The 26,615-nt window shown below is 64.9% G+C and carries 25 protein-coding genes and 1 pseudogene; 11 read left to right on the top strand and 15 right to left on the bottom strand.

Annotated features, from left to right (window positions below):
- Positions 1 to 158: 158 nt before the first annotated feature.
- A complete protein-coding gene (locus FVQ98_RS16230) occupies positions 159 to 656 on the top strand; it encodes an ankyrin repeat domain-containing protein (RefSeq protein WP_255507827.1) in 498 nt (165 codons plus the stop codon).
- A 161-nt stretch (positions 657 to 817) separates the two neighbouring features.
- Here the strand turns inward: FVQ98_RS16230 and clpB are convergent, their stop codons facing one another.
- On the bottom strand, positions 818 to 3,415 hold the full coding sequence (gene clpB, locus FVQ98_RS16225; protein WP_147914496.1) for an ATP-dependent chaperone ClpB: 2,598 nt from the start codon (positions 3,413 to 3,415) through the stop codon (positions 818 to 820).
- A 161-nt stretch (positions 3,416 to 3,576) separates the two neighbouring features.
- A complete protein-coding gene (locus FVQ98_RS16220; protein WP_147914495.1) occupies positions 3,577 to 4,158 on the bottom strand; it encodes a thermonuclease family protein in 582 nt (193 codons plus the stop codon).
- A gap of 159 nt (positions 4,159 to 4,317) precedes the next feature.
- Here FVQ98_RS16220 and FVQ98_RS16215 point away from each other — a divergent pair, with 159 nt between their 5' ends.
- Positions 4,318 to 5,175 (top strand): acid phosphatase, encoded by an 858-nt coding sequence (locus FVQ98_RS16215; RefSeq protein WP_147914494.1) that lies wholly within the window; start codon positions 4,318 to 4,320, stop codon positions 5,173 to 5,175.
- Positions 5,176 to 5,181: 6 nt separating this feature from the next.
- On the opposite strand, the gene FVQ98_RS16210 is transcribed toward FVQ98_RS16215, so the two are convergent.
- On the bottom strand, positions 5,182 to 5,670 hold the full coding sequence (locus FVQ98_RS16210) for a molybdenum cofactor biosynthesis protein MoaE (RefSeq protein ID WP_147914493.1): 489 nt from the start codon (positions 5,668 to 5,670) through the stop codon (positions 5,182 to 5,184).
- A gap of 43 nt (positions 5,671 to 5,713) precedes the next feature.
- Between FVQ98_RS16210 and FVQ98_RS16205 the strand changes: the two genes are divergently transcribed.
- The 3 genes and pseudogenes from FVQ98_RS16205 to FVQ98_RS16195 all read left to right on the top strand — a co-directional run bounded on the left by FVQ98_RS16205 (position 5,714) and on the right by FVQ98_RS16195 (position 8,189).
- Positions 5,714 to 6,043 carry a hypothetical protein gene (locus tag FVQ98_RS16205; RefSeq protein WP_147914492.1) on the top strand — a complete coding sequence of 110 codons (330 nt, stop codon included), beginning with the start codon at positions 5,714 to 5,716 and terminating at the stop codon, positions 6,041 to 6,043.
- Between the two features lie 370 nt (positions 6,044 to 6,413).
- The gene (dapA, locus tag FVQ98_RS16200) at positions 6,414 to 7,358 is read left to right on the top strand and encodes a 4-hydroxy-tetrahydrodipicolinate synthase (RefSeq protein ID WP_255507825.1); all 945 of its coding nucleotides are present in this window, start codon (positions 6,414 to 6,416) and stop codon (positions 7,356 to 7,358) included.
- Positions 7,359 to 7,390: 32 nt separating this feature from the next.
- Positions 7,391 to 8,189: pseudogene (locus FVQ98_RS16195) on the top strand (transporter substrate-binding domain-containing protein).
- A gap of 22 nt (positions 8,190 to 8,211) precedes the next feature.
- Here the strand turns inward: FVQ98_RS16195 and moaD are convergent.
- The 7 genes from moaD to FVQ98_RS16160 all read right to left on the bottom strand — a co-directional run bounded on the left by moaD (position 8,212) and on the right by FVQ98_RS16160 (position 14,994).
- A complete protein-coding gene (gene moaD, locus FVQ98_RS16190; protein WP_147914491.1) occupies positions 8,212 to 8,463 on the bottom strand; it encodes a molybdopterin converting factor subunit 1 in 252 nt (83 codons plus the stop codon).
- Complete coding sequence (locus tag FVQ98_RS16185; protein ID WP_147914490.1) at positions 8,460 to 9,725, bottom strand: molybdopterin molybdotransferase MoeA; 1,266 nt, start codon at positions 9,723 to 9,725, stop codon at positions 8,460 to 8,462. The genes moaD and FVQ98_RS16185 overlap by 4 nt, the downstream gene beginning before the upstream one ends.
- Positions 9,718 to 10,263: a molybdopterin-guanine dinucleotide biosynthesis protein B gene (gene mobB / locus FVQ98_RS16180; protein ID WP_147914489.1), complete on the bottom strand. Its 546-nt coding sequence runs from the start codon at positions 10,261 to 10,263 to the stop codon at positions 9,718 to 9,720. The genes FVQ98_RS16185 and mobB overlap by 8 nt, the downstream gene beginning before the upstream one ends.
- A gap of 69 nt (positions 10,264 to 10,332) precedes the next feature.
- Positions 10,333 to 11,760, bottom strand: coding sequence for a threonine synthase (gene thrC / locus FVQ98_RS16175; protein WP_147914488.1), 1,428 nt, complete (start codon positions 11,758 to 11,760; stop codon positions 10,333 to 10,335).
- Between the two features lie 7 nt (positions 11,761 to 11,767).
- Positions 11,768 to 12,325, bottom strand: a complete 558-nt coding sequence (locus FVQ98_RS16170) for a DNA-3-methyladenine glycosylase I (protein ID WP_147914487.1) — start codon at positions 12,323 to 12,325, stop codon at positions 11,768 to 11,770.
- A gap of 31 nt (positions 12,326 to 12,356) precedes the next feature.
- Positions 12,357 to 13,682 (bottom strand): homoserine dehydrogenase, encoded by a 1,326-nt coding sequence (locus FVQ98_RS16165; RefSeq protein WP_147914486.1) that lies wholly within the window; start codon positions 13,680 to 13,682, stop codon positions 12,357 to 12,359.
- A 37-nt stretch (positions 13,683 to 13,719) separates the two neighbouring features.
- A complete protein-coding gene (locus FVQ98_RS16160) occupies positions 13,720 to 14,994 on the bottom strand; it encodes a pyridoxal phosphate-dependent aminotransferase (RefSeq protein WP_147914485.1) in 1,275 nt (424 codons plus the stop codon).
- 97 nt (positions 14,995 to 15,091) lie between these two features.
- On the opposite strand from FVQ98_RS16160, the gene FVQ98_RS16155 reads away from it, so the two are divergent.
- From FVQ98_RS16155 to FVQ98_RS16140, 5 genes are all read left to right on the top strand, one after another.
- Complete coding sequence (locus FVQ98_RS16155) at positions 15,092 to 15,490, top strand: Mth938-like domain-containing protein (RefSeq protein ID WP_147914503.1); 399 nt, start codon at positions 15,092 to 15,094, stop codon at positions 15,488 to 15,490.
- Between the two features lie 119 nt (positions 15,491 to 15,609).
- Positions 15,610 to 16,086 (top strand): peroxiredoxin, encoded by a 477-nt coding sequence (locus FVQ98_RS16150; protein ID WP_147914484.1) that lies wholly within the window; start codon positions 15,610 to 15,612, stop codon positions 16,084 to 16,086.
- A gap of 70 nt (positions 16,087 to 16,156) precedes the next feature.
- On the top strand, positions 16,157 to 16,288 hold the full coding sequence (locus FVQ98_RS20170; RefSeq protein ID WP_255507824.1) for a hypothetical protein: 132 nt from the start codon (positions 16,157 to 16,159) through the stop codon (positions 16,286 to 16,288).
- Positions 16,289 to 16,299: 11 nt separating this feature from the next.
- Positions 16,300 to 18,024, top strand: a complete 1,725-nt coding sequence (locus FVQ98_RS16145; protein ID WP_147914483.1) for a PhoH family protein — start codon at positions 16,300 to 16,302, stop codon at positions 18,022 to 18,024.
- A gap of 2 nt (positions 18,025 to 18,026) precedes the next feature.
- Positions 18,027 to 18,794, top strand: coding sequence for a GntR family transcriptional regulator (locus FVQ98_RS16140; protein ID WP_147914482.1), 768 nt, complete (start codon positions 18,027 to 18,029; stop codon positions 18,792 to 18,794).
- A 104-nt stretch (positions 18,795 to 18,898) separates the two neighbouring features.
- Here FVQ98_RS16140 and FVQ98_RS16135 read toward each other — a convergent pair whose 3' ends face one another.
- The 5 genes from FVQ98_RS16135 to FVQ98_RS16115 all read right to left on the bottom strand — a co-directional run bounded on the left by FVQ98_RS16135 (position 18,899) and on the right by FVQ98_RS16115 (position 25,555).
- Positions 18,899 to 19,927 carry a PfkB family carbohydrate kinase gene (locus tag FVQ98_RS16135; RefSeq protein WP_147914481.1) on the bottom strand — a complete coding sequence of 343 codons (1,029 nt, stop codon included), beginning with the start codon at positions 19,925 to 19,927 and terminating at the stop codon, positions 18,899 to 18,901.
- Between the two features lie 328 nt (positions 19,928 to 20,255).
- Positions 20,256 to 22,841, bottom strand: a complete 2,586-nt coding sequence (acnB, locus tag FVQ98_RS16130; protein WP_147914480.1) for a bifunctional aconitate hydratase 2/2-methylisocitrate dehydratase — start codon at positions 22,839 to 22,841, stop codon at positions 20,256 to 20,258.
- Between the two features lie 105 nt (positions 22,842 to 22,946).
- Positions 22,947 to 23,525 carry a hypothetical protein gene (locus FVQ98_RS16125; RefSeq protein ID WP_147914479.1) on the bottom strand — a complete coding sequence of 193 codons (579 nt, stop codon included), beginning with the start codon at positions 23,523 to 23,525 and terminating at the stop codon, positions 22,947 to 22,949.
- A gap of 57 nt (positions 23,526 to 23,582) precedes the next feature.
- The gene (locus tag FVQ98_RS16120) at positions 23,583 to 24,557 is read right to left on the bottom strand and encodes an HpcH/HpaI aldolase/citrate lyase family protein (RefSeq protein ID WP_147914478.1); all 975 of its coding nucleotides are present in this window, start codon (positions 24,555 to 24,557) and stop codon (positions 23,583 to 23,585) included.
- Between the two features lie 11 nt (positions 24,558 to 24,568).
- The gene (locus tag FVQ98_RS16115; protein ID WP_147914477.1) at positions 24,569 to 25,555 is read right to left on the bottom strand and encodes a malate dehydrogenase; all 987 of its coding nucleotides are present in this window, start codon (positions 25,553 to 25,555) and stop codon (positions 24,569 to 24,571) included.
- A 203-nt stretch (positions 25,556 to 25,758) separates the two neighbouring features.
- On the opposite strand from FVQ98_RS16115, the gene FVQ98_RS16110 reads away from it, so the two are divergent.
- Positions 25,759 to 26,565, top strand: a complete 807-nt coding sequence (locus FVQ98_RS16110; protein WP_147914476.1) for a GntR family transcriptional regulator — start codon at positions 25,759 to 25,761, stop codon at positions 26,563 to 26,565.
- Positions 26,566 to 26,615: the final 50 nt, after the last annotated feature.

Below are 26,615 nucleotides of genomic sequence, written 5' to 3'. Positions count from 1 at the left end.
GATCTGCTCGTAGCTTGTCTTGGTCATAGGCGCCTCAATTCTGATGGGGTTGCACTTCAGAGTTGAGGCCGCCCTTCTTTTTCCGACCACGCCAAGACACCGAAATCCCGCCATGCCTTTCCTCTGACGAAGCCCGCGATTACGACTACTTGATTGACATGCTGGCGTCGGGCGATGAGGCACAGTGGCAAGCGCTGGAAGAACTGGTGGACAGGTTTCCCCACGGAGTTGACGCCTTCGTGGGCCGCCACTGGATCACCAACGCCACCGACTGCGGCTCGGTCGCGTCGGTCCGCTGGATGCTGACGCGCGGCATCGACTTGCACTTTCAGGACGATGAGGGCTACACGCCTTTGCATAGCGCCCTCAAGCGTGCACAGCCGGCGCGGTATGAACTGCTGGACATACTGTTGGCGGCCGGCGCCCAGGTCAACGCGAAAGGAGTGAGCGGCTGGGCACCTGCCCACATGGCGGCCGTGCGCGACGATGTGCAGGCGCTGCGCATCCTGGTACGGCACGGCGCCGATCTATCGAGCCGGACCGAGGTCGACCATCGCGGCACGCCGCTGGAAGAAGCGCGGCGTTATGGCAGATCAAGAGAAGCCGTGGCATTTCTGGCTTCGCTGGACGGTCCGAACGCCAAAGGTAGACGGTGAAGGCTGGGGATACCCGACCTCAACGCATCGCCACGCACCGTCTGTGTGCACGCCAGACCAAGCCCTGCACTGACCGACCCGCCCCGCGCACTCCTTGACGCGCAGGCACAAAAAAACCGCCCGACCCCGAAAGGTCGAGCGGCTCAGTCTTGCGACCGCGCTCAGGCCGTCAAGCCATTGAACGCAAACACGCCCGGGTTCTTGATCGGGTCCACCGTGACTTCGATGTCCGTCTTGGGCGGGAACTTTCCTTCCAGCAGCAGCTTGGACAGCGGGTTCTCGATGCGCTGCTGGATCGCGCGCTTGAGCGGGCGCGCACCAAACACCGGATCGAAGCCGACCTTGGCCAGCTCGCCCAGGGCCTGTTCGCTCACGTTCAGGTGCAGCTCCATCTTGGCCAGGCGCTGGCTCAGCACGTGCAGCTGGATCTTGGCGATCTCGCCGATCTGCGTGGCGTCCAGGCCGTGGAAGACGACGATCTCGTCGATGCGGTTCAGGAACTCGGGGCGGAAGTGGTTCTTCAGCTCGCCAAACACGGCTTCCTTGACTTCTTCGTACGGCTGCCCCGCCATGCTCTGGATCATCGGGCTGCCGATGTTGCTGGTCATGATGATCACGGTGTTCTTGAAGTCCACCGTGCGGCCCTGGCCATCGGTCAGGCGGCCGTCGTCCAGCACCTGCAGCAGCACGTTGAAGACGTCCGGGTGCGCCTTTTCCACCTCGTCCAGCAGGATCACGCTGTAAGGCTTGCGGCGCACGGCCTCGGTCAGGTAACCGCCTTCGTCGTAGCCCACGTAGCCGGGCGGCGCGCCGATCAGGCGGGCGACCGAATGCTTTTCCATGAACTCGGACATGTCGACGCGGATCAGGTGCTCCTCGCTGTCGAACAGGAAGCCCGCCAGCGCCTTGGTCAGCTCGGTCTTGCCCACGCCCGTCGGGCCGAGGAACAGAAAGCTGCCCAGCGGGCGGTTCGGGTCCGACAGGCCCGAGCGCGAGCGGCGGATGGCGTTGGCCACGGCCGAAATCGCCTCGTTCTGGCCGACCACGCGCTTGTGCAGCGCGCTTTCCATGTGCAGCAGCTTGTCACGCTCGCCCTGCATCATCTTGCTGACCGGGATGCCGGTGGCGCGCGACACGACTTCGGCGATTTCCTCGGCACCGACCTGTGTACGCAGCAGCTGCGGGGTTTTCTTTTCGCGCGTGGCTTCGGTGGCCTGCGCTTCCTTCAGCTGCTTTTCCATCGTCGGCAGCTTGCCGTACTGCAGCTCGGCGACCTGGTTGAAGTCGCCTTTGCGCGTGGCTTCCTGGATCTGGAACTTGACCTGATCGATCTCCTTGCGCAGTTGCTCGCTGCCCTGGGCGTTGGCCTTTTCGGCCTTCCAGATTTCGTCCAGATCGGCGTATTCCTTTTCGAGCGACTTCAGGTCGTCTTCGATCAGGCCCAGGCGTTTTTTGGACGCCTCATCGGTCTCGCGCTTGACGGCCTCGCGCTCGATCTTCAGCTGGATGATGCGGCGATCGAGCTTGTCCATCGACTCGGGCTTGGAGTCGATCTCGATCTTGATCTTGGCCGCGGCTTCGTCGATCAAATCGATCGCCTTGTCGGGCAGGAAGCGGTCGGTGATGTAGCGCGCCGACAGCTCGGCCGCGGCGACGATGGCCGGGTCGGTGATGTCCACGCCGTGGTGCACTTCGTATTTTTCCTGCAGGCCGCGCAGGATGGCGATGGTGTCTTCCACACTCGGCTCGCCGACCAGCACTTTCTGAAAGCGCCGCTCCAGCGCCGCGTCTTTCTCGATGTACTTGCGGTATTCGTCCAGCGTGGTCGCGCCGATGCAGTGCAGTTCGCCGCGCGCCAGGGCGGGCTTGAGCATGTTGCCCGCGTCGATGGCGCCTTCGGCCTTGCCAGCGCCCACCATGGTGTGGATCTCGTCGATGAAGAGGATGATGCGGCCCTCTTCCTGGGACACTTCCTTCAACACGGCCTTCAGGCGTTCTTCGAATTCGCCGCGGTACTTGGCGCCGGCCAGCAGGCCCGCCATGTCCAGGCTGAGCACCTGCTTGTCGCGCAGCGTGTCGGGCACTTCGCCGGCCACGATGCGTTGCGCCAGGCCTTCGACGATGGCGGTCTTGCCCACGCCGGGCTCGCCGATCAGCACCGGGTTGTTCTTGCTGCGGCGCTGCAGCACCTGGATGGCGCGGCGAATCTCGTCGTCGCGGCCGATGACCGGATCGAGCTTGCCAATGCGCGCGCGCTCGGTCAGGTCCAGCGTGTATTTTTTGAGCGCTTCGCGTTGGCTTTCGCCGTCTGCGGAATCCATGGTTTGCCCTCCTCGTACGGCGTCAATGGCGGCTTCGAGCGACTTGCGCGTCAGCCCCGCTTCCTTGGCGATGCGGCCGGGCTCGCCCTTGGCGTCGGCCAGTGCCAGCAGGAACATCTCGCTGGGCACGAACTGGTCGCCGCGCTTGATGGATTCTTTTTCGGTCGCCTGCAACAGCTTGATCAGCTCAGGCCCGGGCTGGACCTGCTCTTGCCCTTCCACGCTGGGCAGGCGTTTGATGGCGGCTTCGGCTTCTTGCGACAGCTTGCCGACGTTGACGCCGGCGCGTTGCAGCAGGGACTTGGGGCCGTCGGGCTGGCGCAGCATGGCGGCCAGCAAGTGCACGGGTTCGATGTAGGCGTTGTCGTTGCCCAGTGCCAGCGATTGCGCGTCGCTCAGGGCTTCTTGGAATTTGGTGGTGAGTTTGTCAAGACGCATGAAAACCTCCGAATCCTCAGCATATAGGGTTCACCCAGGGGGGTTCAAGCCAAAACTTGAGCGATCTGCTGGGCTGTTCGGTGTTTTCTTGGCGAATTCAAGTGAAATTGGCCTGTAGCCCTAGAACCATATGCGCGCGCAGCTACTGTTTTGATAGTCATCTAGCGCTTGGCTGGCACGCACGGGCCATGGCGCCGGCGAAAGTCGGACGGCCGCTCGGCCGTTGCCTGGGCGAAGACACCGCGCCGCCCGTCGCGCGCGCTGGCCTCGTCGGCGGCGTACGCTGCCCGGTGCCAGCTGAACGCATCGGCCCAGGCCCAGCCCGCGCGCACCATCGTCTGCGCCAGGTCCGCGCCGTCCTGCGCGCGCACCACCGTGGCCAGCGCGCGGCCATAGCGGTCGCGCCCCCGCACGGCCACGCGCACGCGCTGGTTCAGCGCCATCCGCTGCAGCGCCTGGCGCGCCTCGGGCCCGAGCGACTGGCACACCTCCGGCGCGTCGATGCCCAACAGGCGCAGCTTGACGCGCGCGCCACGCTCGGCCGAACGCACCCAGATCGAATCGCCATCGACCACGTAAGTGACCGTCGCCGCCCAAGCCGGCGTGCCCGCCTGCGCTGACGGCGCCTCACCCGACTGCGCCTGCGCCCCTGACATCGCTGCCAACACCAGCACCAGCCCCATTGCGCCCGTGCGCGCGGCCCGCAGGGCGACTCGGGCCCCGCCATTGCAATTCCATGACATGGCGCCGATTCTGCCGCCGCGCTGCGCATGGGCCGCCGGCCCCTTCCACCGCTCGGCGGCCTGTCACGCAAGCGAATGGTGCAGGTCCTGCGCATACCTACACTGCATGGCGCTGCCTGGAATGACCGCAGCGCACACCCCAACGAAGGAGGAGACCCCATGAAACGCCACGCAACCTGGGCACTGGCCTGCTGCGCCGCCCTGCTCGGCGCCTGCGCCAGCACGCCGTCCACTACCGCCACACCGTCCGTGCGGGCCGACGAGGTCGGCGAATACCGTGCGGGCTCGGGCCTGCTCAAGGGCTACCTGGCCGCCGGGGAAGCGCCCGACAGCCTGGCCCTGGTGCCCGCGCCCCCCGCGGCGGATTCACCGGCGTACGCCGCTGATGTGGCCACCGCGCGCCGCCTAGCCGCGCTGGTGCCGGGGCCCCGCGGCGCGCAGGCGCGCAAGGACGCGCAGCTGCGCTTCCCGGACGCCGCCAGCACGTTCTCGTGCGCCCTGGGCGTGCGCGTGTCCGAAGCCGACACGCCCCACCTGAACATGCTGCCGCGCCGCACGCTCACCGACGCGGGCCTGGCCACGTACAAGGCCAAGAACCACTACAACCGCACCCGCCCCTTCGTCGCGCTGAAGCACCCGACCTGCACGCCGGATGAAGAAGCCAAGCTGTCGAAAGACGGCTCCTACCCGTCGGGCCACGCCTCGCTGGGCTGGGCCTGGGCGCTGAGCCTGGCCGAAGTCGCGCCGGAGCGCGCCAATGAAATCCTGCAGCGCGGCCGAGCCTTCGGCCAAAGCCGCTCGGTCTGCGGCGTGCATTGGCAAAGCGACATCCAGGCCGGTTGGCTGGTCGGCGCCGCGACCGTCGCCCGCCTGCACAGCAACGCCGACTACCGCGCCCAACTGGCCGCAGCGCGCAACGAGGTCGCCAAGGCGCGCCAAGCCGGCACCGTGCCCAACGCCGCCGACTGCTCGGCCGAAGCGGCTGCGCTGGCGGAAACCAGCCAGCTGGCGCCCTGAGGCGTCCTACTGCGCGTTGCCTGCGTCAATGCCCCAGCGCGCCAGCGCCGCGTCGTCTTGCACGCGCGCGTCGACCCAGTGCGCGCCGTCGGGCGTGGTTTCCTTCTTCCAGAACGGCGCCTGGGTCTTGAGGTAGTCCATCAGGAATTCGCAAGCCTGGAACGATTCGCCGCGGTGGGCCGAGCTGACGACGACCAGCACGATCTGGTCCTGCGGCTGCAGCACACCCACACGGTGGATGACGCGCGCGCCCAGGATGTCAAAGCGCTGGAGCGCCGCGTCGATCATCTGGGCGATCGCCTTTTCGGTCATGCCGGGGTAGTGCTCCAGCTCCATCGCCCGCACGCTGCCGGCCGCCGCGGGGCCGTTGCGGTCGCGCACGGTGCCGATAAAGCTGCACACGGCACCGACGCGCCCATCGCCCGCACGCAGGGCGGCGATCTCGCTGGACACATCGAAATCCTTGGTCTGGATGACCACGTTGGGCTGGCTCATGCGGGTATTCTCAGCCATTCACCGCCCAGCAGCGCGCGCCGCCATGCAACCCGACAACCAGATCTACGTTCCGCCATCCTTCATCGCGCTGTTCAGCGACGCGCGCGGCCGTCTGACCGTGCCCGCTGCCGAGGTCGCGGACCGCTACGAACTGTGCGAAGACCTGGCCAACCACCTGGTGGAGCAAGCGCAAGGCCTGCACCACGGTGCAGCCGTGCCGTCGGAAGAAGAAATTCTGGATCGGATGCTGGCCGCGCTGATCACGCCCGAATCCGGCTTCACGCTGCCAGAGGGGCACTGGGTGGCGACGCGCCTGGCCGAATTGCTGAACTGGCCGGCCCCACGGTTGCCCGAAGCGCCGATCGGGTCGTAGGCACCCTTCGCCAGCGAACGCGTCCGATGGCGCGGCTCGCCGCTTGTGGCGGGGGCACGACGCAGCGGCACGCGACGCTTCTGCCCGCCCCCGGCGACCCCTAGAATGGCCGAATGTTTGTCGCCCTGCCTCCGACCTGCCAGCGTGCCGCACGCACGTCGGTCGTGGCACGTGCCGGCGCCAAACAGGCCAAGAAACCGCAGCTCATCTGACCGGAGCCGCGGCCTCCGTCGTCAGATGAGCGACGGCAGCGCCAGGCCTCTCTTCCCCCTCTTTTCGTTTCCCGGCATCCGTTGCACCTTCTGACGGCGATGGCTTCACCCATCGGTCGTGACCCGTCCTTGCGAGGGCGTTTTGAAAGGATGTCCGCATGTCTATTCACCCCGCGTCGATGGCTTTGAGCCAGCTCACCCCGTCCGCGCAAGGGCCGTTCTCTGGCCTTTGGGTCGCCCTGGTCACCCCGTTCAAGCCGAACGGCGAGATTGACCACGCCGCGCTCCACCGCCTGGCGTTGCGCTTGGCCGCCGAGGGCGTGCGTGGCCTCGTGGCCTGCGGCTCGACCGGCGAAGCCGCCGCGCTGGACGCTGCCGAACAACGGGCGGTGCTGAGCACCGTGTTGGACGCCGCCCAGCACGCCGGCGGTCTGCCCGTGATCGCTGGTGTCGGCGGCCACCACCTGGGTGAAGTGCGCGCCTGGCTGCGCACGCTGAGCGGCCTTCCCCTGGCGGGCGTGCTGCTGCCGGCGCCGCACTACATCCGCCCGTCGCAAGCGGGGGCGATCAATTGGTTCACCACGCTGGCCGACGCCAGCCCCGCTCCGCTCGTCCTGTACGACATCCCCTACCGCACCGGGACCACGCTCACACGCGACACCCTGCTGACCCTGGCGGCCCACCCGAACATCGCCGCCATCAAAGATTGCGGTGGCGACACCGGGAAGACTTTGGCACTGATCGCCGACGGCCGCCTGCAGGTGCTGGCCGGTGAAGACCTAAACTTGTTCGCCACCGTGGCACAAGGCGGAGCGGGGGCCATCGCCGCAACGGCCCATCTGCACACACGCCGCTTGGTCGATATCGTGGAATTGTTGCTGCGCGGCGACCTTGTGGCTGCGCAGGTGCTGTGGCTGCCCCTGCTGCCCTACCTGGAAGCCGCGTTCGCCGAACCCAACCCGGCGCCGCTCAAGGCCTTGCTGGCACATCGGGGCGAGATGGGCGAAACGCTTCGTCCGCCCATGCACCCGGTCAGCGCCGCGCTGCGCGACCGGCTGATCGCCATCCACCAAACGCTGGGTGAATCCGCGGCGACGCGCTAAGCTCGCGTGCCCAATTCTTCAGGAGACAAGCCATGGCATCTTTCTTTGCGCTGCGCACTTTGGCCTTGGTGGGCCGCTGCGCTACCTTGACCACCGCCTTCATCGCGACTGGCGCCGCCTGGGCGGGCGATCGTCTGGACAAGGTGTTGGACAACAAGGTGCTGCGCGTCGGCACGCCGGGCGACTACCGGCCCTTTGCCATCAAGGAGGGCGCGGGCTACGCCGGCCACGACATCGACGTCGTCGACGCCATGGCCAAGGAATTGGGCGTGAAGGTCGAATACGTCCCGACCACCTGGCCCAACCTGCTGGCCGACCTGAGAGCGGGCAAGTTCGACATGGCCGTGGGCGGCATCACGCGCAACGTGGCGCGCATGCGCGCGGCGGCCATGCTGCCCGGCTACGCACCGTTTGGCAAAGTGGCCCTGGTGCGCGCCGCCGACAAAGCCAAGTTCCGCAGCGTGCAGGATTTGAACCAGGCCAGCGTGCGCGTCATCAAGAACCCGGGGCGGCACCAACGAGGCCTTCGTGCTGCAGAACCTGAAGAGCGCCCAGGTCAGCACGCACGACAAGAACGCCGAGATCCCCGGCCTGATCGCCGAAGGCAAGGGCGACGCGATGATCACCGAGACCTATGAAGCCCTGCACTACGCGAAAGCCGATCCGCGCCTAGCCGCCGCCTTTCTGGACGCACCGCTGACCGCCACCAACTGGCTCGGCTTCCTGCTGCCCACCGACGACGCGGACTACCTGCGGGTGATGAACTTCACCTGGGACTTGCTGGGCCAGCGCGGCACGCTCAAGGCGATCGACGACAAGTGGTTGCGCTGAGGCATGGCGCCGGTGACGGCGTCTAGCCGCCTGTGACCGGCGGGAAGAAGGCCACCTCGGCCCCGTCGACCAGGGCCGTGCTTTCGTCGGCCATGGTCTGGTTCAGCGCCAGGCGCACCGCCCTGCCGCGGGCCAGCGCCTCGGCGTGTGGCCCGCCGCGGGCGATGAGTTCGTCGCGCAAGGCCGCCAAGGTGGTGGCGGAGGTGTCGAAACTGTCCGATCCCGTGCCGAGGGCTTCGCGGATCGAGGCGAAATAGCGCACCGTGACTTTCATGCCAGCCATTCTCGCAGCGGGATGAAGCACACCATCTCGCCTTGCGCAATGGTCTGGCCTGCAGGCAGGTCAATCAGCCCATCGGCCCAGTGCGCAGAGGTCAGCACGCCCGAGCTCTGGTTGGCAAAAAGGTCGAGGCCGCCATCCGCATTGCGTCGCGCGCGCAGGAATTCGCGCCGCTTGTCGGGGCGCGTGGTGGCAAAGTCGGCGCGCATGGCCAGCGCGGGCATCCCGGTATCGGTCGCGCCCTGCAGGCGCAGCAGGAAGGGCCGCACCAGGAGCAGGAAGGTGACGAAGCTGGACACCGGGTTGCCGGGCAATCCCATGAAGTGGCAGACGCCGGCGCCTTGCGCCGACGGAATCGAACCGTAAGCGAACGGCTTGCCCGGCTTCATGGCGATCTGCCACAGGTCGAGCTGGCCAAGCTGCTCGACCGCGGGCTTGATGTGGTCTTCTTCGCCCACCGACACACCGCCGCTGGTCAGGATCAGATCGTGGCCGGTGGCCGCCGATTGCAGCGCCGCCAGCGTGGCCGCGCGGTTGTCCGGCACGATGCCCAGATCGGTCACCTCGCAACCCAGGCGGAGCAGCAGCGCGCGCAGGAAGAAGCGGTTGCTGTTGTAGATGGTGCCCGGCTTCATGGCCGCGGGCGGCACCTGGCCGGGCATGACCAACTCGTCGCCGGTGGAGAACAGCGCCACACGCGGGCGCGCCGCCACCGTGAGCTCGGCCAGGCCGATTCCGGCCGCCAGCCCTACACCCGCCGGCGCAAGGCGCTCTCCTTTTTGCAGCACGGTGGCACCGCGTAGCACGTCTTCACCCGACGTGCGCACCCACTGGCCCGGCGCCGGCACAACGTCGATGCGCACGCGCGCGCCATCGTCCAGCGCGGCGGTGTCTTCCTGCATCACGACCGCATCGGCGCCTGCGGGCATGGGCGCGCCGGTGAAAATGCGCGCTGCGGTGCCGGGCGTCAGCGGGCCGCCCGCATGGCCGGCGGCGATGCGTTGCGACACGGGCAGTTCAACGCCGGCCGCCGTGACGTCAGCGGCGCGCACGGCGTAGCCGTCCATGGACGAGTTGTCGTTGGGTGGCACCTGCAATTCGGACACCACGTCCTGCGCCAGCACGCGGCCATCGGCATCGAAGGTGCTGACGCGTTCGGTGCGGCCCAGCGGTGCGGCGTGCGCCATCAGGCGCTGCATCGCGTCGTCCAGCGACATCAAGGGCGGGCGGGCGGCAGGGCTGCGGGCGTCAGACATGGTTGCGCAAGTAAAGCTCAGGGTCGTAGTTGAAGCGCTCGCCGTGGGCGACCATCCAGTCGGCAATCGCGTGCGGATCGTTCAGGTCCAGCACCGGGCGCAGTGTGGCTTCGGGCAAGGCGTCTGGCGTGTCGGTGGCGATCGCGGCGACGAACACGTCGTCAGCGTAACGCGCCTCTTTGCCGTGGGCGCCGCGCCAGACCTCGATCTTGAGGAGGTCACTCGATTTGAAGCCTTCCACCAGCACCCAGTCCACGCCGTCGTACAGCTCGGCAATCAGGTGGTGCACGCTCAGTTGCGCTGGCGCCTCAAACTCGCGCATCAAAGCCAGGCGCCGGTCGGACGCAACGACAACCTCGAACGCGCCCGCCTCGCGGTGGCGCCAGGTGTCCTTGCCTTCATGGTCGATGTCGAACTTGTGGTGTGCGTGCTTGACCACGGACACGCGCAAGCCGCGCAGCTTCAGCTCGGGGATCAGGCGTTCCACCAACGTGGTCTTGCCCGAGCCGGAGTACCCAGCAAAGCCAATCACCTTCAATGTGCCACCTCAGAGTACTACTGGTTTAATAGCTGGCCGCGCCCGCCCTTCAAGGCGTTCGAGCCTATTTCATCCACATTCCTGCACGACGAGGCGCTTGATGCCATCGGCGTCCGCAGGCATCACGCGCACGCGGCGCGGCAGCGCTTCGATCCCGTCGAACTTGGGCGGGCGGTCGGGCTCGCGCCCCAGCGCCTCGACGATGGTCGCGGCAAACTTGATGGGCAGCGCCGTCTCCAGCACGATCATCGGCTCGCCCGGCTGGGCGTGTTCACGCGCCACCTTCACGCCGTCGGCGGTGTGGGTGTCGATCATCACGTCGAATTTCTCGTACACGTCGCGGATGGTCGCCAGCCGGTCGGCGTGCGTGCTCTTGCCGCTGACGAAGCCGAAGCGCTCGCGCGCCTGGGCGAAGGCCGGGTCCTGGCTAAGGTCGAACTGGCCTTGCTTGGCGACGCCGTCTTCAAACAAGGCCTTGGTGCGCGCGCCGTCGCGGCCGAGCAGGTCGAACACGAAGCGCTCGAAGTTGCTGGCCTTGCTGATGTCCATGGACGGGCTGCTGGTCTCGTGCGTGTCGGCGCTGCCGCGCACGCGGTACACGCCGGTGCGGAAGAACTCGTCCAGCACGTCGTTCTCGTTCGTGGCCAGCACCAACTGGCGGATCGGCAGCCCCATCATGCGGGCGACGTGGCCGGCGCAGATGTTGCCGAAGTTGCCGCTGGGCACGGCAAAGCTGACTTGCTCAGCATTCGAGCGAGTCGCTTGGAAGTAGCCGGCAAAGTAATAGACGACCTGCGCCAGCAGGCGCGCCCAGTTGATCGAGTTGACGGTGCCGATCTTGTGCCGGCGCTTGAAGCCCAGGTCGTTGCTGACGGCCTTGACGATGTCCTGACAGTCGTCAAACACGCCCTCGATGGCGATGTTGTGGATGTTGGGGTCTTGCAGACTGAACATCTGCGCCTGCTGGAAGGCACTCATGCGGCCGTGCGGGCTGAGCATGAAGACGCGGATGCCCTGCTTGCCGCGCATGGCGTATTCGGCCGCGCTGCCGGTGTCGCCACTGGTGGCGCCCAGGATGTTGAGCTGCTCGCCGCGACGGCCCAGTTCGTATTCGAACAGGTTGCCCAGCAGCTGCATGGCCATGTCCTTGAAGGCCAGCGTGGGGCCGTTGGACAGGCCTTCCAGGTAGAACTTGGGCTGCAGCGACTTCAGCGGCACGATTTCCAAGGTGCCGAAGACTTCGGGGGTGTAGGTCGTCTCGCAGATCGCCTTCAGGTCGGCCGCAGGGATGTCGTCGATGTAGAGGCTGAGGATCTCGAACGCCAGCGTGGCGTAGCCGTGCTGCGCGTACAGGTTGCGCCAATGCGTCAGCATGGTGCTGTCGACGTGCGGGTAGTGTTCGGGCAGGTACAGGCCGCCATCGGGCGCCAGACCTTCCAGCAGGATGTCGCAAAAGCGGCGCGGCGTGGCGTCGCCACGGGTGGACAGGTAGTTCATCTCACACTCACTTGGGGGTGTCGTCGGCCCAGCGCGGGCGCGCCGCGCGCACGCGGGCGTACACCGGGCAATCGGGCTGGTGGGCGCCCGGCAGGTAGCCGGTGCTCATCAGGAATTCGTTCACGATCTCGCCACCGACAAACTTGAAGTGGCGCTTGAAGAGCTTGACCCACTCGTCTTTCGATAGCGGGTGGTGCGCATCCAGCCAGCTTTTGAAGCTGCCGTGGCTGGCCTGCAGCGCCCGGATCTGCTGCGCGTTATGGATCGCAGCATTGACCTTCAGGCGGTTGCGCACGACGCCCGCGTCCTGCAACAGGCGCTGGCGCTCGGCCTCGGTGTAAGCGGCGACACGGGCGATGTCGAAGCTGTCGTAGGCGGCCTCAAACGCCGCCTGCTTCTTCAGCATCAACGTCCAGCTCAAGCCCGCCTGGTTGATCTCCAGCAGCAGGCGGCCGAACAGCGCGTTGTCGTCCGTGATCGGAAAGCCGTAGGCGTGGTCGTGGTAGGCCTTGTTGGGGTCGTCGGTGCCCGGCGGCAGCCCATTCACGAACGCGCAATAGCTCATGACGGCGAACGCCCCGGCCGACGCGCGCGCGTCAGGCCAGCTCTTCCTTGCGGATGCGCACGATCGGCTGCAGCACGCTGGGCAACGCCTGCAACTGTTCCTGCGCGGCGTTCATCGCGCCTTCGCGCGCCTGGTGCGTCAGGATGATCAGGTCGGTCTGGGTGCTGCCCTCACCGCCCACCTCGTCGGCCTCGCGCTGCAGCAGCGCGTCCACGCTGATGCCCGCATCGGCCAGGATGGTGGCCACGCGCGCCAGCACGCCGGCCTGGTCGGCCACGCGCAGGCGCAGGTAGTAGCTGGTGACGACGTGGTCAATCGGCAGCACGCTGACGTCGCGCATCTGGCTGTGCTGGAAGGCCAGATGCGGCACGCGGTGCTGCGGGTCGCTGGTGGCCAGGCGCGTGACGTCGACCAGGTCGGCGATGACGGCACTGGCCGTGGGCTCGCTGCCCGCGCCCTTGCCGTAGTACAGCGTGGTGCCGACGGCGTCGCCGTTGACGACCACGGCGTTCATCGCGCCTTCGACGTTGGCCAGCAGGCGCTTGGCCGGCACCAGCGTGGGGTGCACGCGCAGTTCGACGCCCTCGCCTTCGCGGCGCTTGGTGATGCCCAGCAGCTTGATGCGGTAGCCCAGTTGTTCGGCGTAGCGGATGTCGGTGGCCGACAGCTGCGTGATGCCTTCCACGTAGGCCTTGTCGAACTGCACCGGAATGCCGAAGGCGATGGCGCTCATGATGGTCGCCTTGTGCGCCGCGTCCACGCCTTCGATGTCGAAAGTCGGGTCGGCCTCGGCATAGCCCAGGCGCTGCGCTTCTTTCAGCACCACGTCGAAGTCCAGGCCCTTGTCGCGCATCTCGCTCAGGATGAAGTTCGTCGTGCCGTTGATGATGCCGGCGATCCACTGGATGCGGTTGGCGGTCAGGCCTTCGCGCAGCGCCTTGATGATCGGGATGCCCCCGGCCACGGCGGCCTCAAACGCGACGATCACGCCCTTCTTGTCGGCGGCCTCAAAGATCTCGGTGCCGTGCACGGCCAGCAGCGCCTTGTTGGCGGTGACCACGTGCTTGCCGGCGGCGATGGCTTCAAGCACCAGTTCGCGCGAAAGGTCATAACCACCGATCAACTCAACGATCACCTCAATCTCGGGATCACGAATGAGCGCGCGAGGATCTTCCTCCACCCTGGCAGCACCACCAACCATGGCCCGCGCCTTGGCGATGTCACGCCGCGATACGGCACGCACCTCAATACTGCGACCTGCCCGCCGACTGATCTCTTCCTGGTTGCGTCGAAGCACCTCGAAAACGCCAGCACCCACGGTACCCAGGCCGATCAGGCCCACTTGCATTGGTTTCATGAATTCTTGAGTCAAATCGTGCTGTAGCCCCAGTCCATCAAGCGCGGGCAGCTTCTTTTTTGCTAGCAATGTCGACCACGGGCGCGAGCTTGGCGCGGCGGTTGCGGTACTGCTCCAGGAACTTGGCCAAGCGGTTGATGGCTTCGCGCAGATCGTCTTCGTGCGGCAAGAAGACGATGCGGAAATGGTGCTGGTCCGGGTAGTTGAAGCCCGAGCCCTGCACCAGCATGACCTTGGTGGCGCGCAGCACTTCCATGAAGAACTGGCGGTCGTCCTCGATCGGGTACATCTTCGCGTCCAGGCGCGGGAACATGTACAGCGCGGCTTGCGGCTTGACGCAGGTGACGCCCGGGATGGCGGTGATCAGCTCGTACGCCAGATCGCGCTGGCGGCGCAGGCGACCGCCTTCCTTGACCAAATCCTGAATGCTCTGGTAGCCGCCTAGCGCCGTTTGAATGGCGTACTGGCCCGGCACGTTGCTGCCCAACTTGATGTTGGCCAGCATGTTGATGCCTTCGATGTAGTCGCGCGCGGCGGCCTTGTCGCCCGACACGATCATCCAGCCGGCGCGGTAGCCGCACGAGCGGTACGACTTGGAAAGCGAGTTGAAGGTGAGCGTGAGCACGTCGGTGGACAGCGAGCCGAGCGCGGTGTGCGTGACGCCGTCGTACAGCACCTTGTCGTACACCTCGTCGGCCATGATGACCAGGTTGTGCTGGCGCGCAATCTCGACGATGCCCATCAGCAACTCGTCCGAATACAGCGCGCCGGTCGGGTTGTTGGGGTTGATGACGACGATCGCCTTGGTGCGCGGCGTGATCTTGGCGCGGATGTCGGCCAGGCTGGGCATCCAGCCGTTGTGCTCGTCGCACAGGTAGTGCACCGGCACGCCACCGGAAAGGCTGGTCACCGCTGTCCAGAGCGGGTAGTCGGGCGCTGGCACCAGCATCTCGTCGCCCTCGGACAACAGCGCGTTGGTGGCCATGCCGATCAGGTCGCTGGCGCCATTGCCCAGGTAGATGTCGTCCATGGTCACGCCCGCGATGCCTTGCTGCTGCGTGTAGTGCATCACCGCCTTGCGCGCAGAGAAGATGCCCTTGCTGTCGGAATACCCCGCCGAGCCGAGCAGGTTGCGCGCCATGTCCTGCACGATCTCCTCGGGCGGCTCGAAGCCGAACGGCGCGAGGTTGCCAATGTTCAGCTTGATGATCTTCTGGCCTTCATCTTCCATCTGCTTGGCGGCATCCACGATCGGACCGCGAACGTCGTAAAGCACGTTGGCCAGCTTGGCGGATTTCGGAATCGGCTTCATGGATACACCTTGTGCGGCAATGGATCGCCAGGGAAACCTAGAATTGGAACACATTCGCCACAGGTTTCTCCCATATAAGGCGATCGACAGGTTCCGCATGAAATTTCAGCCCGACGTCTTTGGCACTGCCATCACCGGCTACGGCCCCGGTTGGATTGCCGTGGCAGGCGAGCGCGTGCATCACAGCCTGATTCTTGACGGCACGACTGGTGAACAACAGGACTGGCGGGTCGACCGGTTCGACGCGCTGGATGCCGCCCATTTCGAGCGCCTCGCCGCGCTCAAACCGGAACTGGTGATTTTTGGCAGCGGCAACGCCCTGCGATTCCCCCGGCCACCCTGGATTCGCGCCTTGGTTGAAGCGCGTATTGGCATTGAAACCATGGACACGGCAGCAGCTTGCCGGACCTACAACATCCTGGCAGGGGAGGGGCGCCGCGTGGTCGCCGCCATCCTGGTCGAGCAAGGCAACGCCGACGCAGATGGGGTAAAATAACGGCTGGTAACTGTTGCCTGCGACACCGCGCGGCGTGGCTTACGCGGCGCGGGAATTCGCATGCGCAGCAGCGCTGCCTCGCAGCCCCATCAGAAAACCGTCCGGAGATTGAAGTTCATATGGCGATCGTTGTCAACAAACCCCTTCCCGAATTCGAAGCGATTGCCACCGGCGACGTCAAGGTTACCAACACTTCCCATATCGGCCAAGCTCTCGTCCTGTATTTTTACCCGAAAGATAACACTCCTGGGTGCACAACCGAGGCAATGCAGTTTCGCGATAAGTACAAAGACTTCGTCAAAGCCGGTGCCGTGGTGTTTGGCGTCAGCCGGGACAACATGAAATCGCACGACGATTTCAAGGCCAAGCTGGAACTGCCATTCGAGCTGATTGCCGATACCGAAGAGAAGATGTGCCACATGTTTGGCGTGGTCAAAAACAAGATCATGTACGGCAAGAAGGTCAAGGGCATCGAACGCAGCACCTTCCTTGTGAACGCCGAAGGCATTCTGGTTCAGGAGTGGCGCGGCCTGAAAGTACCCGGTCACGTTGAGGAAGTGCTGAAAGCCGTCAAGGTGCTCAAGAAAGCTGCTTGATCATTCACGCGACAGGAACCAGCGAACGCCCTCACACCAGCGTCAAACGGCTCATGCATAATGGGTCGACATGCTGCAGTCAGTCCAGTTGACGCTCATCGCGATCAAAGCCGCCGTGGCTCCCATGGCGGCTTTTTCTTTGGTGGTATCTCTTGCCGCCAGCCGGTATGCGGGCGGCCTGCCGCTCGCTCGAATCATCTGAGCACCTAGACCATGCCCCTGCCCCCTCCTCCTGCCAAGCGCGGCGCCCAGCTCACGCCCGACGTCATTGACCTGTCCGCACGCCGCAAGGCACGCGGGAGCCTCACCAAAGTCGCGCCTACGGCAAGCCAGGCGGATGAGCGCGATGAACAGCCCACGGCGTCTGCCGTGGCCGCCCGCAGCGGTCGTGCGCCAACGCGCGCCCGTTCGCCGGCAACCGAACCTGCCATGACGGCGCGAGAGCCCGCACTGCTGCGCGAACGCTCCCCGGCATTGGAGCAACCCAAGCCCACGCAACGTGCGCGCCGGGCCAAAGTGGCGGGCCCCAAGCGCCTGTTCGTGCTGGACACCAATGTCCTGCTGCACGACCCGGTAGCCTTGTTCCGCTTCGAAGAGCACGATATCTATTTGCCGATGATCGTCCTGGAAGAACTGGACGGGCACAAGAAGGGCATGACCGAGGTGGCCCGCAACGGTCGCCAGAGCAGCCGCTTGCTGGACGCGCTGGCCGGGGTGAAAGGCGCTGACATGGCCGAAGGCCTGGCGCTCGATTCCACCGGTCATGCGGAAGCCGCAGGCAAGCTGTATTTCCAGACCGCACCGCTTGACGTGACGATGCCGGCCGCGCTGCCGCAGGGCAAAGCCGACAACCAGATCCTGGGCGTCGTCGCTGCGCTGGAAAAGTTGCATGCCACCGCACACGTGGGCGCGGACCGTGGCCGCGAAGTGGTGCTGGTGTCCAAAGACATCAACATGCGCGTTAAGGCGCGCGCGCTAGGACTCGCAGCTGAAGACTACGAGAACGACAAAACGCTGGAAGACGGCGATCTGCTCTACCCCGGCTCGCTGCAACTGCCACCGGACTTCTGGACGCGCCAGAGCAAAACAGTGGAAAGCTGGCAATCCGGCAGTTCCACCTATTACCGGATCAGCGGGCCAGTTGTGCCGCAATTGCAGATCAACGAGTTCGTGTACTTCGAATCGCCGGGCGAACCCAGCCTGTACGCGCGCGTCACTGAAATCCGCGACAAAACCGCGGTGCTGCGCACACTGAAGGACTTCACCCATCTGAAAAACGGCGTGTGGGGCGTGACCGCGCGCAACCGCGAGCAGAACTTTGCCCTGAACCTGCTGATGGATCCGGAGGTCGACTTTGTCACCTTGGCGGGGACGGCAGGCACCGGCAAGACACTGCTGGCCCTCGCGTCCGGCCTGACCCAGGTGCTGGACGACCGCCGCTACACAGAGATCATCATGACCCGTGCCACCGTCAGCGTGGGCGAGGACATCGGCTTTCTGCCCGGTACCGAGGAAGAGAAGATGGGCCCCTGGATGGGCGCGCTGGACGACAATCTCGAATTCCTGGCCAAGGGCGACGCCGGTGGCGCCGGCGAGTGGGGCCGCGCAGCCACCAACGAGCTGATCCGCAGCCGTATCAAGATCAAGAGCATGAACTTCATGCGTGGCCGCACCTTCCTGAATAAGTGGATCATCATCGACGAGGCGCAGAACCTCACGCCCAAGCAGATGAAGACGCTGATCACGCGCGCCGGCCCCGGCACCAAGATCATCTGCATGGGCAACCTCGCGCAGATCGATACGCCCTACCTGACCGAAGGCAGCAGCGGCCTCACCTACGCCGTTGATCGCTTCAAAGGCTGGCCTCACGGCGGTCACATCACGCTGGCGCGCGGCGAACGCTCGCGCCTGGCGGACTTCGCCAGCGAGGTGCTGTAAGCATGAGCGACAAGGCCTTCACGCCAGCCGTGCAGGCGGCCATTCGTCTGTCCGATGCCCAACCCGGGCCGTACTACGTTCAGCTGCAGCGCCAGCTGCAGGCCCTGATCGACAGCGGCACCCTGGGTGAAGGCAGCTACCTGCCGTCCGAGCGCGACCTGGCCGAAGCGTTGAACGTCAGCCGCACCACGGTCAAGCGCGCCTACGATGCGCTTCGCGAGGCCGACGTCATCGCCAGCGGCGCCGGCCGGGGGGGCACGGTAGTCAAGCGCGCGCCGCGGGTGAGCCCGGAAATGTCACGGCTCAAGGGTTTTACCGAAGAAATGCATGAGCTCGGCCTGGCGCCGTCGACGCGGCTGCTGGCGCTGGAAGTGGTGCAGGATCGCACCATCGCCAGCATCTTTGGCCGGCCTTCTCACGCCCCGCTGCTGCACGTGCGCCGTCTTCGTCTGGGTGATGGCGCGCCGCTGTCGCGCGAACTGGCCTGGTACGACCTGACGCTGGCGCCGCAGCTCGAAGATTGGTCGGGTGAAGGCTCGGCCTACAGCTGGCTGCGCGAACACTGCGGCATCCAGATGGGCGGCGCCGAGCAAAGCATTGAGGCCGTGATGAGCTCACCCGCCGAGATGGAGGCCTTTGAATTCGACGTGCCCATGCCCTGTCTGCTGATCAAGCGCCGAAGCCTGGATAGGCAAGGTCACATGTTCGAATACGTCGAAGGCACCTTCCGCGGCGATGCCTACGCCTACCGGGTGCATCTGGCGAGCTGAGTGGGATCCCGATCCCTTTCGCTGACAGGCTGTCTGCATAGGTTCTAAAGAAAATCCTGGCCTGGCGCCTTACCAACCTGCGTGAGCAGCTATTCTTTTTGAAGCTATCGGCGTCCTGACAGGTCGTCGGAGTAAGCCGCAGCAGCAAGCCCCAGAACCTCCTCCCGACGTGGCAACGCCGCGAGAATACCGTCCCGACTGGTGGCCAGCGCGCCGCACGCGTTGGCCAGCTTCAGGGCGTCGGCCATGGCTTCGCCAGCGGTCAACGCGGCGCACAGGCCGGCGCTGAAGGCATCTCCCGCGCCAATCGGCTGACGGACATCGACCAAATGGCCCTGCACGTCCACGACTGAACCATCGGCACCATAGGCGACGCAACCGCGGGCGCCCAGCGTGATAACCAGCCACTGCCCGCCGGGCCAACGCCGCCATACCAAATCGGTCACGTGCGGCGGCAGGGCCGCCAGTGTGGTCACGCCGCCCTCGGGCTCAGATCGATCAGCCAGTTCGGCCAGAGCGGCGACCGCCTCGTTCTGATTGAGCACCAGTACGCACGTCGCTGCCAGCAGCCCTGCCCAGCTTTCTTCACGCCCTGAGAGTGCCGTCGCCGGCCATGGCGACGCATTGAGCACCGTGAGCGCACCGGTCGAGCGAGCTCGGCGCAAAACCTGTTGCGCCAGCGCCAGCGGCACCTCCAGTTGGGCATAGACGACCGAGGCGCTGCGCAGCGCCGCCTCCGCCAACTGCAACTCCCGCCCGCCAAGCAACGCATTTGCGCCAGCAAAGACGGTGACCGTGGTACCCCCCTGCGCAGTGATCAGCCCACATCCCCGCCCCGAATGCTGGCCAAGCCGATGGGTGTGCATGCTCGACACGCCTTCCTCCAGAAGCAGTGCCAGCAAGGCATCACCGGCGGCGTCCTCGCCAGCTGCAATCAGCAAATCGACTGCCACACCCAAGCGATGCGCGCCCAGCGCCACCGCCAGCCCCTTGCCGCCAAACTCCCGCGCGTAAGCATTCGCATGCTGGCTTTCGTCGGCGGCAGGGCGCTCCGCGACAAACCAGCAATGCGCTTCCACAAAACTGCCCACGACGAAAAGCCTGGGCAGGGCTACGGCAGTCGGCACATTCATTCATGAAAGCATACACATTTTCATGCACTGCCATGAGTATTTCAATCATTGAGCCATGTGGGCTCCACAGCGCCACCATACTGCTGGCATCCAAGCCATCCCGTTGCCCGCATATGAAAGGCACGGATTCTTAATTGCTATCTTTTGCATAGCTTTCAGCGCTTATCCACACTGCCTCAGAGCCAATTTTCTCTAACCACGACACGCGTCGACCGAAGATCCGATCCAGCAGGTCGCTGCTCCTGATCAACAAAAAAACCCGCGCCCTTTCGGGTCGCGGGTTCTTCAGCAGCGTCCCACGAGGGGTGCTGCCAGCAAGAGCGAGCGATCAGACTTTTTCCGCCACTTGGGCGTACTCCTCGATCTGATCGAAGTTCATGTAGCGGTAGACGCTGGCCTTGTCGGCATCGATCACGCCCATTTCCTTAAGGTACTCCTCCTTGGTCGGCAGCTTGCCCAGGCGGGACGCGATAGCGGCCAGCTCAGCGGAGCCCAAGAACACGTTGGTGTTTTTGCCCAAACGGTTCGGGAAGTTGCGCGTGGAGGTGGAGATCACCGTCGCGCCTTCGCGCACCTGGGCCTGGTTGCCCATGCACAGCGAGCAGCCCGGCATTTCGGTGCGCGCACCGGCCGTGCCGAAGGCCGCGTAATGGCCTTCCTTGATCAACTCGTTCTGGTCCATCTTGGTCGGCGGAGCGACCCACAGCTTGACCGGGATGTCACGCTGGCCGCCGAGCAGTTTGGCAGCCGCGCGGAAGTGACCGATGTTGGTCATGCACGAGCCAATGAAGGCTTCGTCGATAGGCGTGCCCGCCACTTCCGACAGGAACTTGGCGTCGTCCGGGTCGTTCGGGCAGCAGACGATAGGTTCCTTGATGTCGGCCAGATCGATCTCGATGACGTGGGCGTACTCGGCGTCCTTGTCGGCTTCCAGCAGGTCGGGCTTGGCCAGCCAGGCTTCCACTTTCTCGATGCGGCGCTGCAGTGTCTTGGCGTCGGCATAACCGTCGGCGATCATGTTCTTCATCAGAACGATGTTCGAGGTCAAGTATTCCTTGATCGGCTCGGGGTTCAGCTTGATGGTGCAACCGGCGGCAGAGCGCTCGGCAGACGCATCAGACAGCTCGAACGCTTGCTCGACTTTCAGGTTCGGCAGGCCTTCGATTTCCAGGATGCGACCCGAGAATTCGTTGATCTTGCCGGCCTTGGCTACGGTCAGCAGACCTTGCTTGATGGCGTACAACGGAATCGCGTGCACCAGATCGCGCAAGGTCACGCCGGGCTGCATTTCGCCCTTGAAGCGCACCAGCACGGATTCGGGCATGTCCAGAGGCATCACTCCCGTCGCGGCGCCGAAGGCCACCAGCCCGGAGCCAGCGGGGAAAGAGATGCCGATAGGGAAACGGGTGTGCGAGTCACCGCCGGTGCCCACGGTGTCGGGCAACAGCAGGCGGTTCAACCAGCTGTGAATCACGCCGTCGCCCGGACGCAGGGCCACGCCGCCACGGTTGCTGATGAACTGGGGCAGTTCGCGGTGCGTCTTCACGTCCACAGACTTGGGATATGCAGCCGTGTGGCAGAAAGACTGCATCACCATGTCGGCCGAGAAGCCCAGGCAAGCCAGATCTTTCAGTTCGTCACGCGTCATGGGGCCCGTGGTGTCCTGCGAGCCCACCGTCGTCATGCGAGGTTCACAGTAGGTGCCGGGGCGCACGCCCTGACCTTCCGGCAGTCCGACTGCGCGGCCGACCATCTTTTGCGCCAGGGTGAAGCCAGTCTTGGACTCGGCCGGCGCTTGTGGCAGGCGGAAAGCGGTCGATGCGGGCAGACCCAAGGCCTCACGCGCCTTAGCTGTCAGCGAGCGGCCGATGATCAGGTTGATGCGGCCCCCGGCCTGCACTTCGTCCAGCAGGACATCGGACTTGAGTTCGAAGTCGGCAACCTTGGCGCCGTTCTTCTCGATCTTGCCGCCGTACGGGAAGATGTCGATCACGTCGCCCATCTCCAGTTTGGAGACGTCAACTTCGATCGGCAGCGCTCCAGAGTCTTCCTGCGTGTTGAAGAAAATAGGAGCGATCTTGCCGCCCAGCGTCACACCACCAAAGCGCTTGTTAGGCACAAAGGGGATGTCCATCCCGGTCGCCCAGATGATGGAGTTGGTCGCGGACTTGCGCGAAGACCCCGTGCCCACCACGTCGCCCACGTAGGCCACCAGATGACCCTTTTTCTTCAGCTCGTCGATAAACTGAATGGGGCCGCGCTTGCCGTCTTCTTCGGGCTTGAACGCCGCGTCAGGACGCGTGTTCTTGAGCATCGCCAGGTAGTGCAGCGGAATGTCGGGACGGCTCCAGGCGTCAGGAGCGGGCGACAGGTCGTCGGTGTTGGTTTCGCCGGGCACCTTGAAGACGGTGACGGTGATCTTTTCTTCGACCTTGGGGCGAGAGGTGAACCACTCGGCATCGGCCCAGCTTTGCATCACTTCCTTGGCCTTGGCATTACCAGCTTTGGCCTTAGCTGCGACGTCGTTGAAGAAGTCGAACATCAGCAGCGTCTTCTTCAGGGCTTCTGCCGCGACGCCCGCCACGTCGGCATCGTCCAGCAGCTCAATCAGCGGGTGCACGTTGTAGCCGCCCACCATGGTGCCGAGCAGCTCGGTGGCCTTGGCCTTGGAGATCAAGGCCACCTGGATGTCGCCATGGGCAACGGCGGCCAGAAACGAGGCCTTGACCTTGGCAGCGTCATCCACACCAGGCGGCACGCGGTTCGCGAGCAGGTCAAGCAGGAACTGCTCTTCGCCTGCGGGCGGGGTCTTGATCAACTCGATCAGTTCGGCGGTCTGCTTGGCATCCAGCGGCAAAGGCGGGATGCCCATCGCGGCGCGCTCGGCTTCGTGGGCGCGGTAGGCTTGCAACATCGTTCTCTTCTCCTGCGTTTCAATGTCTGCGAAGCGGGGCACGCATCACCCCGCGCCGCGGTCCACGGCGGTCCACGGCCAGTGCAGGCCGCCCTGAGACCTGGATTACTTCTTCGGCGACCCGTCCAGCAAGCCGGGACCGCCTGAGCGCTCCAGTTGGGCAGCAAACTGCTTCTGCTCAGACGTCTGGCAGTCGTCGGCAACGCGCTGGCCCAGCTTCTGGTTCATCACCATCGATTTGTTGCCCAGCTGCAGCATCATGGCTTCAGCGCGGCCGTCTTCCAGGCGGATGGCGCCCGTGCGGCTTTCCACCGGGTGCATGTAGTAGCGCTGTTTGCCGGCAGACACGTTGAAGAAACCCGGGTTCTTCTCGTCCGGCGTCACGGTGATGTCCGCCCCCAACTCGCACTGGATACGGCCGGTGTAGACGCGCTGGGCAATCGCCAGTTCAGCGTCCGACAGCCGCTTGGACAACGGCTCCACCGGCGTGTTGGACTCGACCGCCTTGGCCGTTTTGGCCGGTACGCCCTTGGATGTCTTCTTGACGGTTTTCTTGGCTGGCGCCTTCTTGGTGGTCGCCGCTTTCTTGGCTGGCGGCTTGTTGGCGTTCGTCTGTGCTTGCACCACGCCGAAAGGCATGGCCAGAACGGCTACCGCAACGATGGAGAGCGCGAGATGCTTCATGGGGAGGTCACTTCCGTTGAACAACTGTAAGGAGTGGAATGATGCCATGCCACCCGGTCAAAACCACACGCCTGCCTCGGCCGGCAATACCACTCCTGTGGCGTGCGCGCGCTCGAGAATCTGCCAGAAATGGCGATAGCTGGCCCGGTCATGCAACTGACCCGCGTGGCTGATGGGCGCCCATTCCTGTCGTTCCGCCGCGATCAGGATGTCGGCGGCGGCTTCGACTTCTTTTTCGTCCGGGGCAAACGCTTCGAGAATCGGCCGAATCTGGCTTGGATGGATGCTCCACATGCGGGTGTAGCCAAACTCACGCGCCGCACGGCGCGCTGCACCGCGCATCGCGTCGATATCGTTGAATTCGGTGACTACGCAATGCGAGGGCACCTTGCCAGACGCATGAGCGGCCGAGGCGATTTCCAGCTTGGCACGCACCACCAGCGGGTGGGTGAACTGCCCTTCAACGCCCATGCCTGCTGCAGGGATGGCGCCCGCGTGCGCCGACACGAAATCCATCAACCCGAAGCTGAGCGATTGGACCCGTGGATGCGCGGCAATTTCAAAGGCACGATGAACGGCCCCAGGGGATTCGATCAGCACCTGCAACGGCAGCCCCAAAGGGAACGCGGCCAAGACCGCGCGTTCAGCGCGATCCACGTCGGCGACCGTCTCGACTTTCGGGATCATGACGTGCGTCAGACGCTGACCGGCCCGGCCAACAATTCGCGCCACGTCGGCGTCAAACGCCGGATGGTCCACCGGGTGCACGCGCACACCCACTCGAGCATCGGCTGGGGCGTTCAGTGCCAGTTCCGCCACCAACTCGGCGTGGTCGGTCTCCGCCCCTACGGGCGCACCATCCTCACAGTCGAGCGTGACGTCAAACACGCAAGTGCCGAATTCCTGCGTGAGTTCTGCCTGCAGCTGAAGGCTCTTGCGCATGCGCGCCTCGACGCCGCTGTAGTGGTCGCACACCGGCAGCAGGCCGGTGGCGGCCTGGGCACCAAGCAGAACGTCACGCGGATGGGCCATAGCTCGCGCGATCAGAGCAGGTGCTTGACGCCGTCCTGCTCGCCCTTCAGCTCGTCGAGGGTCTTGTTGATGCGCTCTTGCGAGAACGCGTCGACGTCCAGACCTTCGACGATCTTGTACTCGCCGTTCTCGGTGGTGACCGGGAAGCCGAACACCACTTCCTTGGGAATGCCGTACTCGCCATTGGAAGGCACGCCCATCGTGACCCACTTGCCGTTGGAGCCCAAGGCCCAGTCGCGCATGTGGTCGATGGCGGCATTGGCAGCCGACGCCGCCGAGGACAGGCCACGCGCTTCGATGATGGCAGCGCCACGCTTGCCCACCGTGGGCAGAAACACATCCGCGTTCCAGACCTGGTCGTTGACCATGTCCTTGATCGACTTGCCGTTGGCCGTGGCGAAGCGGTAGTCGGCGTACATGGTCGGCGAGTGGTTGCCCCACACCGTCAGTTTCTCGATGTCGCCCACCTTGACGCCGGTCTTGGCTGCCAGTTGCGACAGCGCGCGGTTGTGGTCCAGACGCAGCATGGCGGTGAAGTTCTTGGCCGGCAGGTCAGGCGCCGACTTCATGGCAATGTAGGCGTTGGTGTTGGCCGGGTTGCCCACCACCAGCACTTTCACGTTGCGCGACGCCACGGCGTTCAGGGCCTTGCCTTGCGCGGTGAAGATCTGAGCGTTGGCCGCCAGCAGATCAGCGCGTTCCATGCCCGGGCCACGCGGGCGGGCACCCACCAACAGTGCGTAGTCAGTGTCCTTGAACGCCGTCATCGGATCGCTGTGGGCCTCGATGCCCGCCAGCAGCGGGAATGCGCAATCCTCCAGCTCCATGATCACGCCCTTGAGCGCCTTCTGAGCCTTCTCATCGGGAATCTCAAGCAGCTGCAGGATGACCGGCTGGTCCTTGCCCAGCATCTCGCCCGAAGCGATGCGAAACAGCAGGGCGTAACCGATCTGACCAGCGGCGCCGGTAACGGCCACTCGAACGGGCTTCTTGCTCATGGATGGATAACTCCGATAGTTGGTGATGAATCCGGTCAGAGCCGCAGGCACGCCAAGAGGCGCATCACCTGAGCAGGCCAGCCGGCCACGGGAAAACCTTCGAAGTGTATCCGCGATAACCCTTAGGGTCAATTTGTCTTGTGTCTTATATAAGATATCATTGAAGGCTATCGCGCAGCCTCAGTCATCCCAAGTTCCACCCCATGGCATCCGCCAGCCCCGTATCACCGCCCGGCCAACAAGCGCCGGAGGCTTCCGTCAGCGCAAACGGGTGGTCGGGTCAGGCGCCCGCCTTCAGCCCGCTTTACCAGCAAATCAAGGGATTGATTCTGCAGAGCCTTCAACAGGGTGAATGGAAGCCCGGCGAAGTCATCCCGAGCGAATTCGATCTCGCCGCCCGGTTCAAGGTAAGTCAGGGCACCGTACGCAAGGCCGTGGACGAGTTGGCCGCCGACAACCTGCTGGTGCGGCGCCAAGGTCGGGGCACCTTCGTTGCCACCCACGCCGAACAACAGATTCAATACCGCTTTCTGCGCCTGATGCCCGATACCGGCAGCGTCGACAGCGAAGGGCCGGCTCAGCGCGACTTCATCGATTGCCGCCGTCAGCGCGCCAGCGCCGACGTGGCCCGGCTGCTCGGCCTGCGCGCCGGCGACCCGGTGCTGCAGGCCCGCCGCCTACTGCGCTTCAAGGGTGTTCCGACCATTCTGGAGGACATCTGGTTGCCCGGCGGGCCTTTTAAGGGCCTCACGGCAGAACGGCTTTCCCAGTACCACGGCCCCATGTACGCGTTGTTTGAAGCCGAGTTCGGCGTTCGCATGGTGCGCGCCGACGAGAAGATTCGCGCCCTCACACCAGACGACTCCCAGGCAGCGCTGCTGGAGGTTGATTCCGGCACGCCGCTTTTGAGCGTAGAGCGAATTGCCTACACGTACAACGACGTCCCGATGGAACTGCGCCGCGGGCTGTACCGAACCGACACCCATCACTACCGCAACCAGTTGAGCTGAGGTCGGTTTTTGTGCGCGCCAATGAGGCCTTTCGTCAGCCTCGCGACAGC

The organism is Ottowia flava (assembly GCF_008017535.1).
In the GTDB taxonomy this organism is placed as follows: domain Bacteria; phylum Pseudomonadota; class Gammaproteobacteria; order Burkholderiales; family Burkholderiaceae_C; genus Ottowia; species Ottowia flava.
Note: the sequence above shows the minus strand (reverse complement) of the source record. Positions and strands in the feature narration are given on the sequence as shown.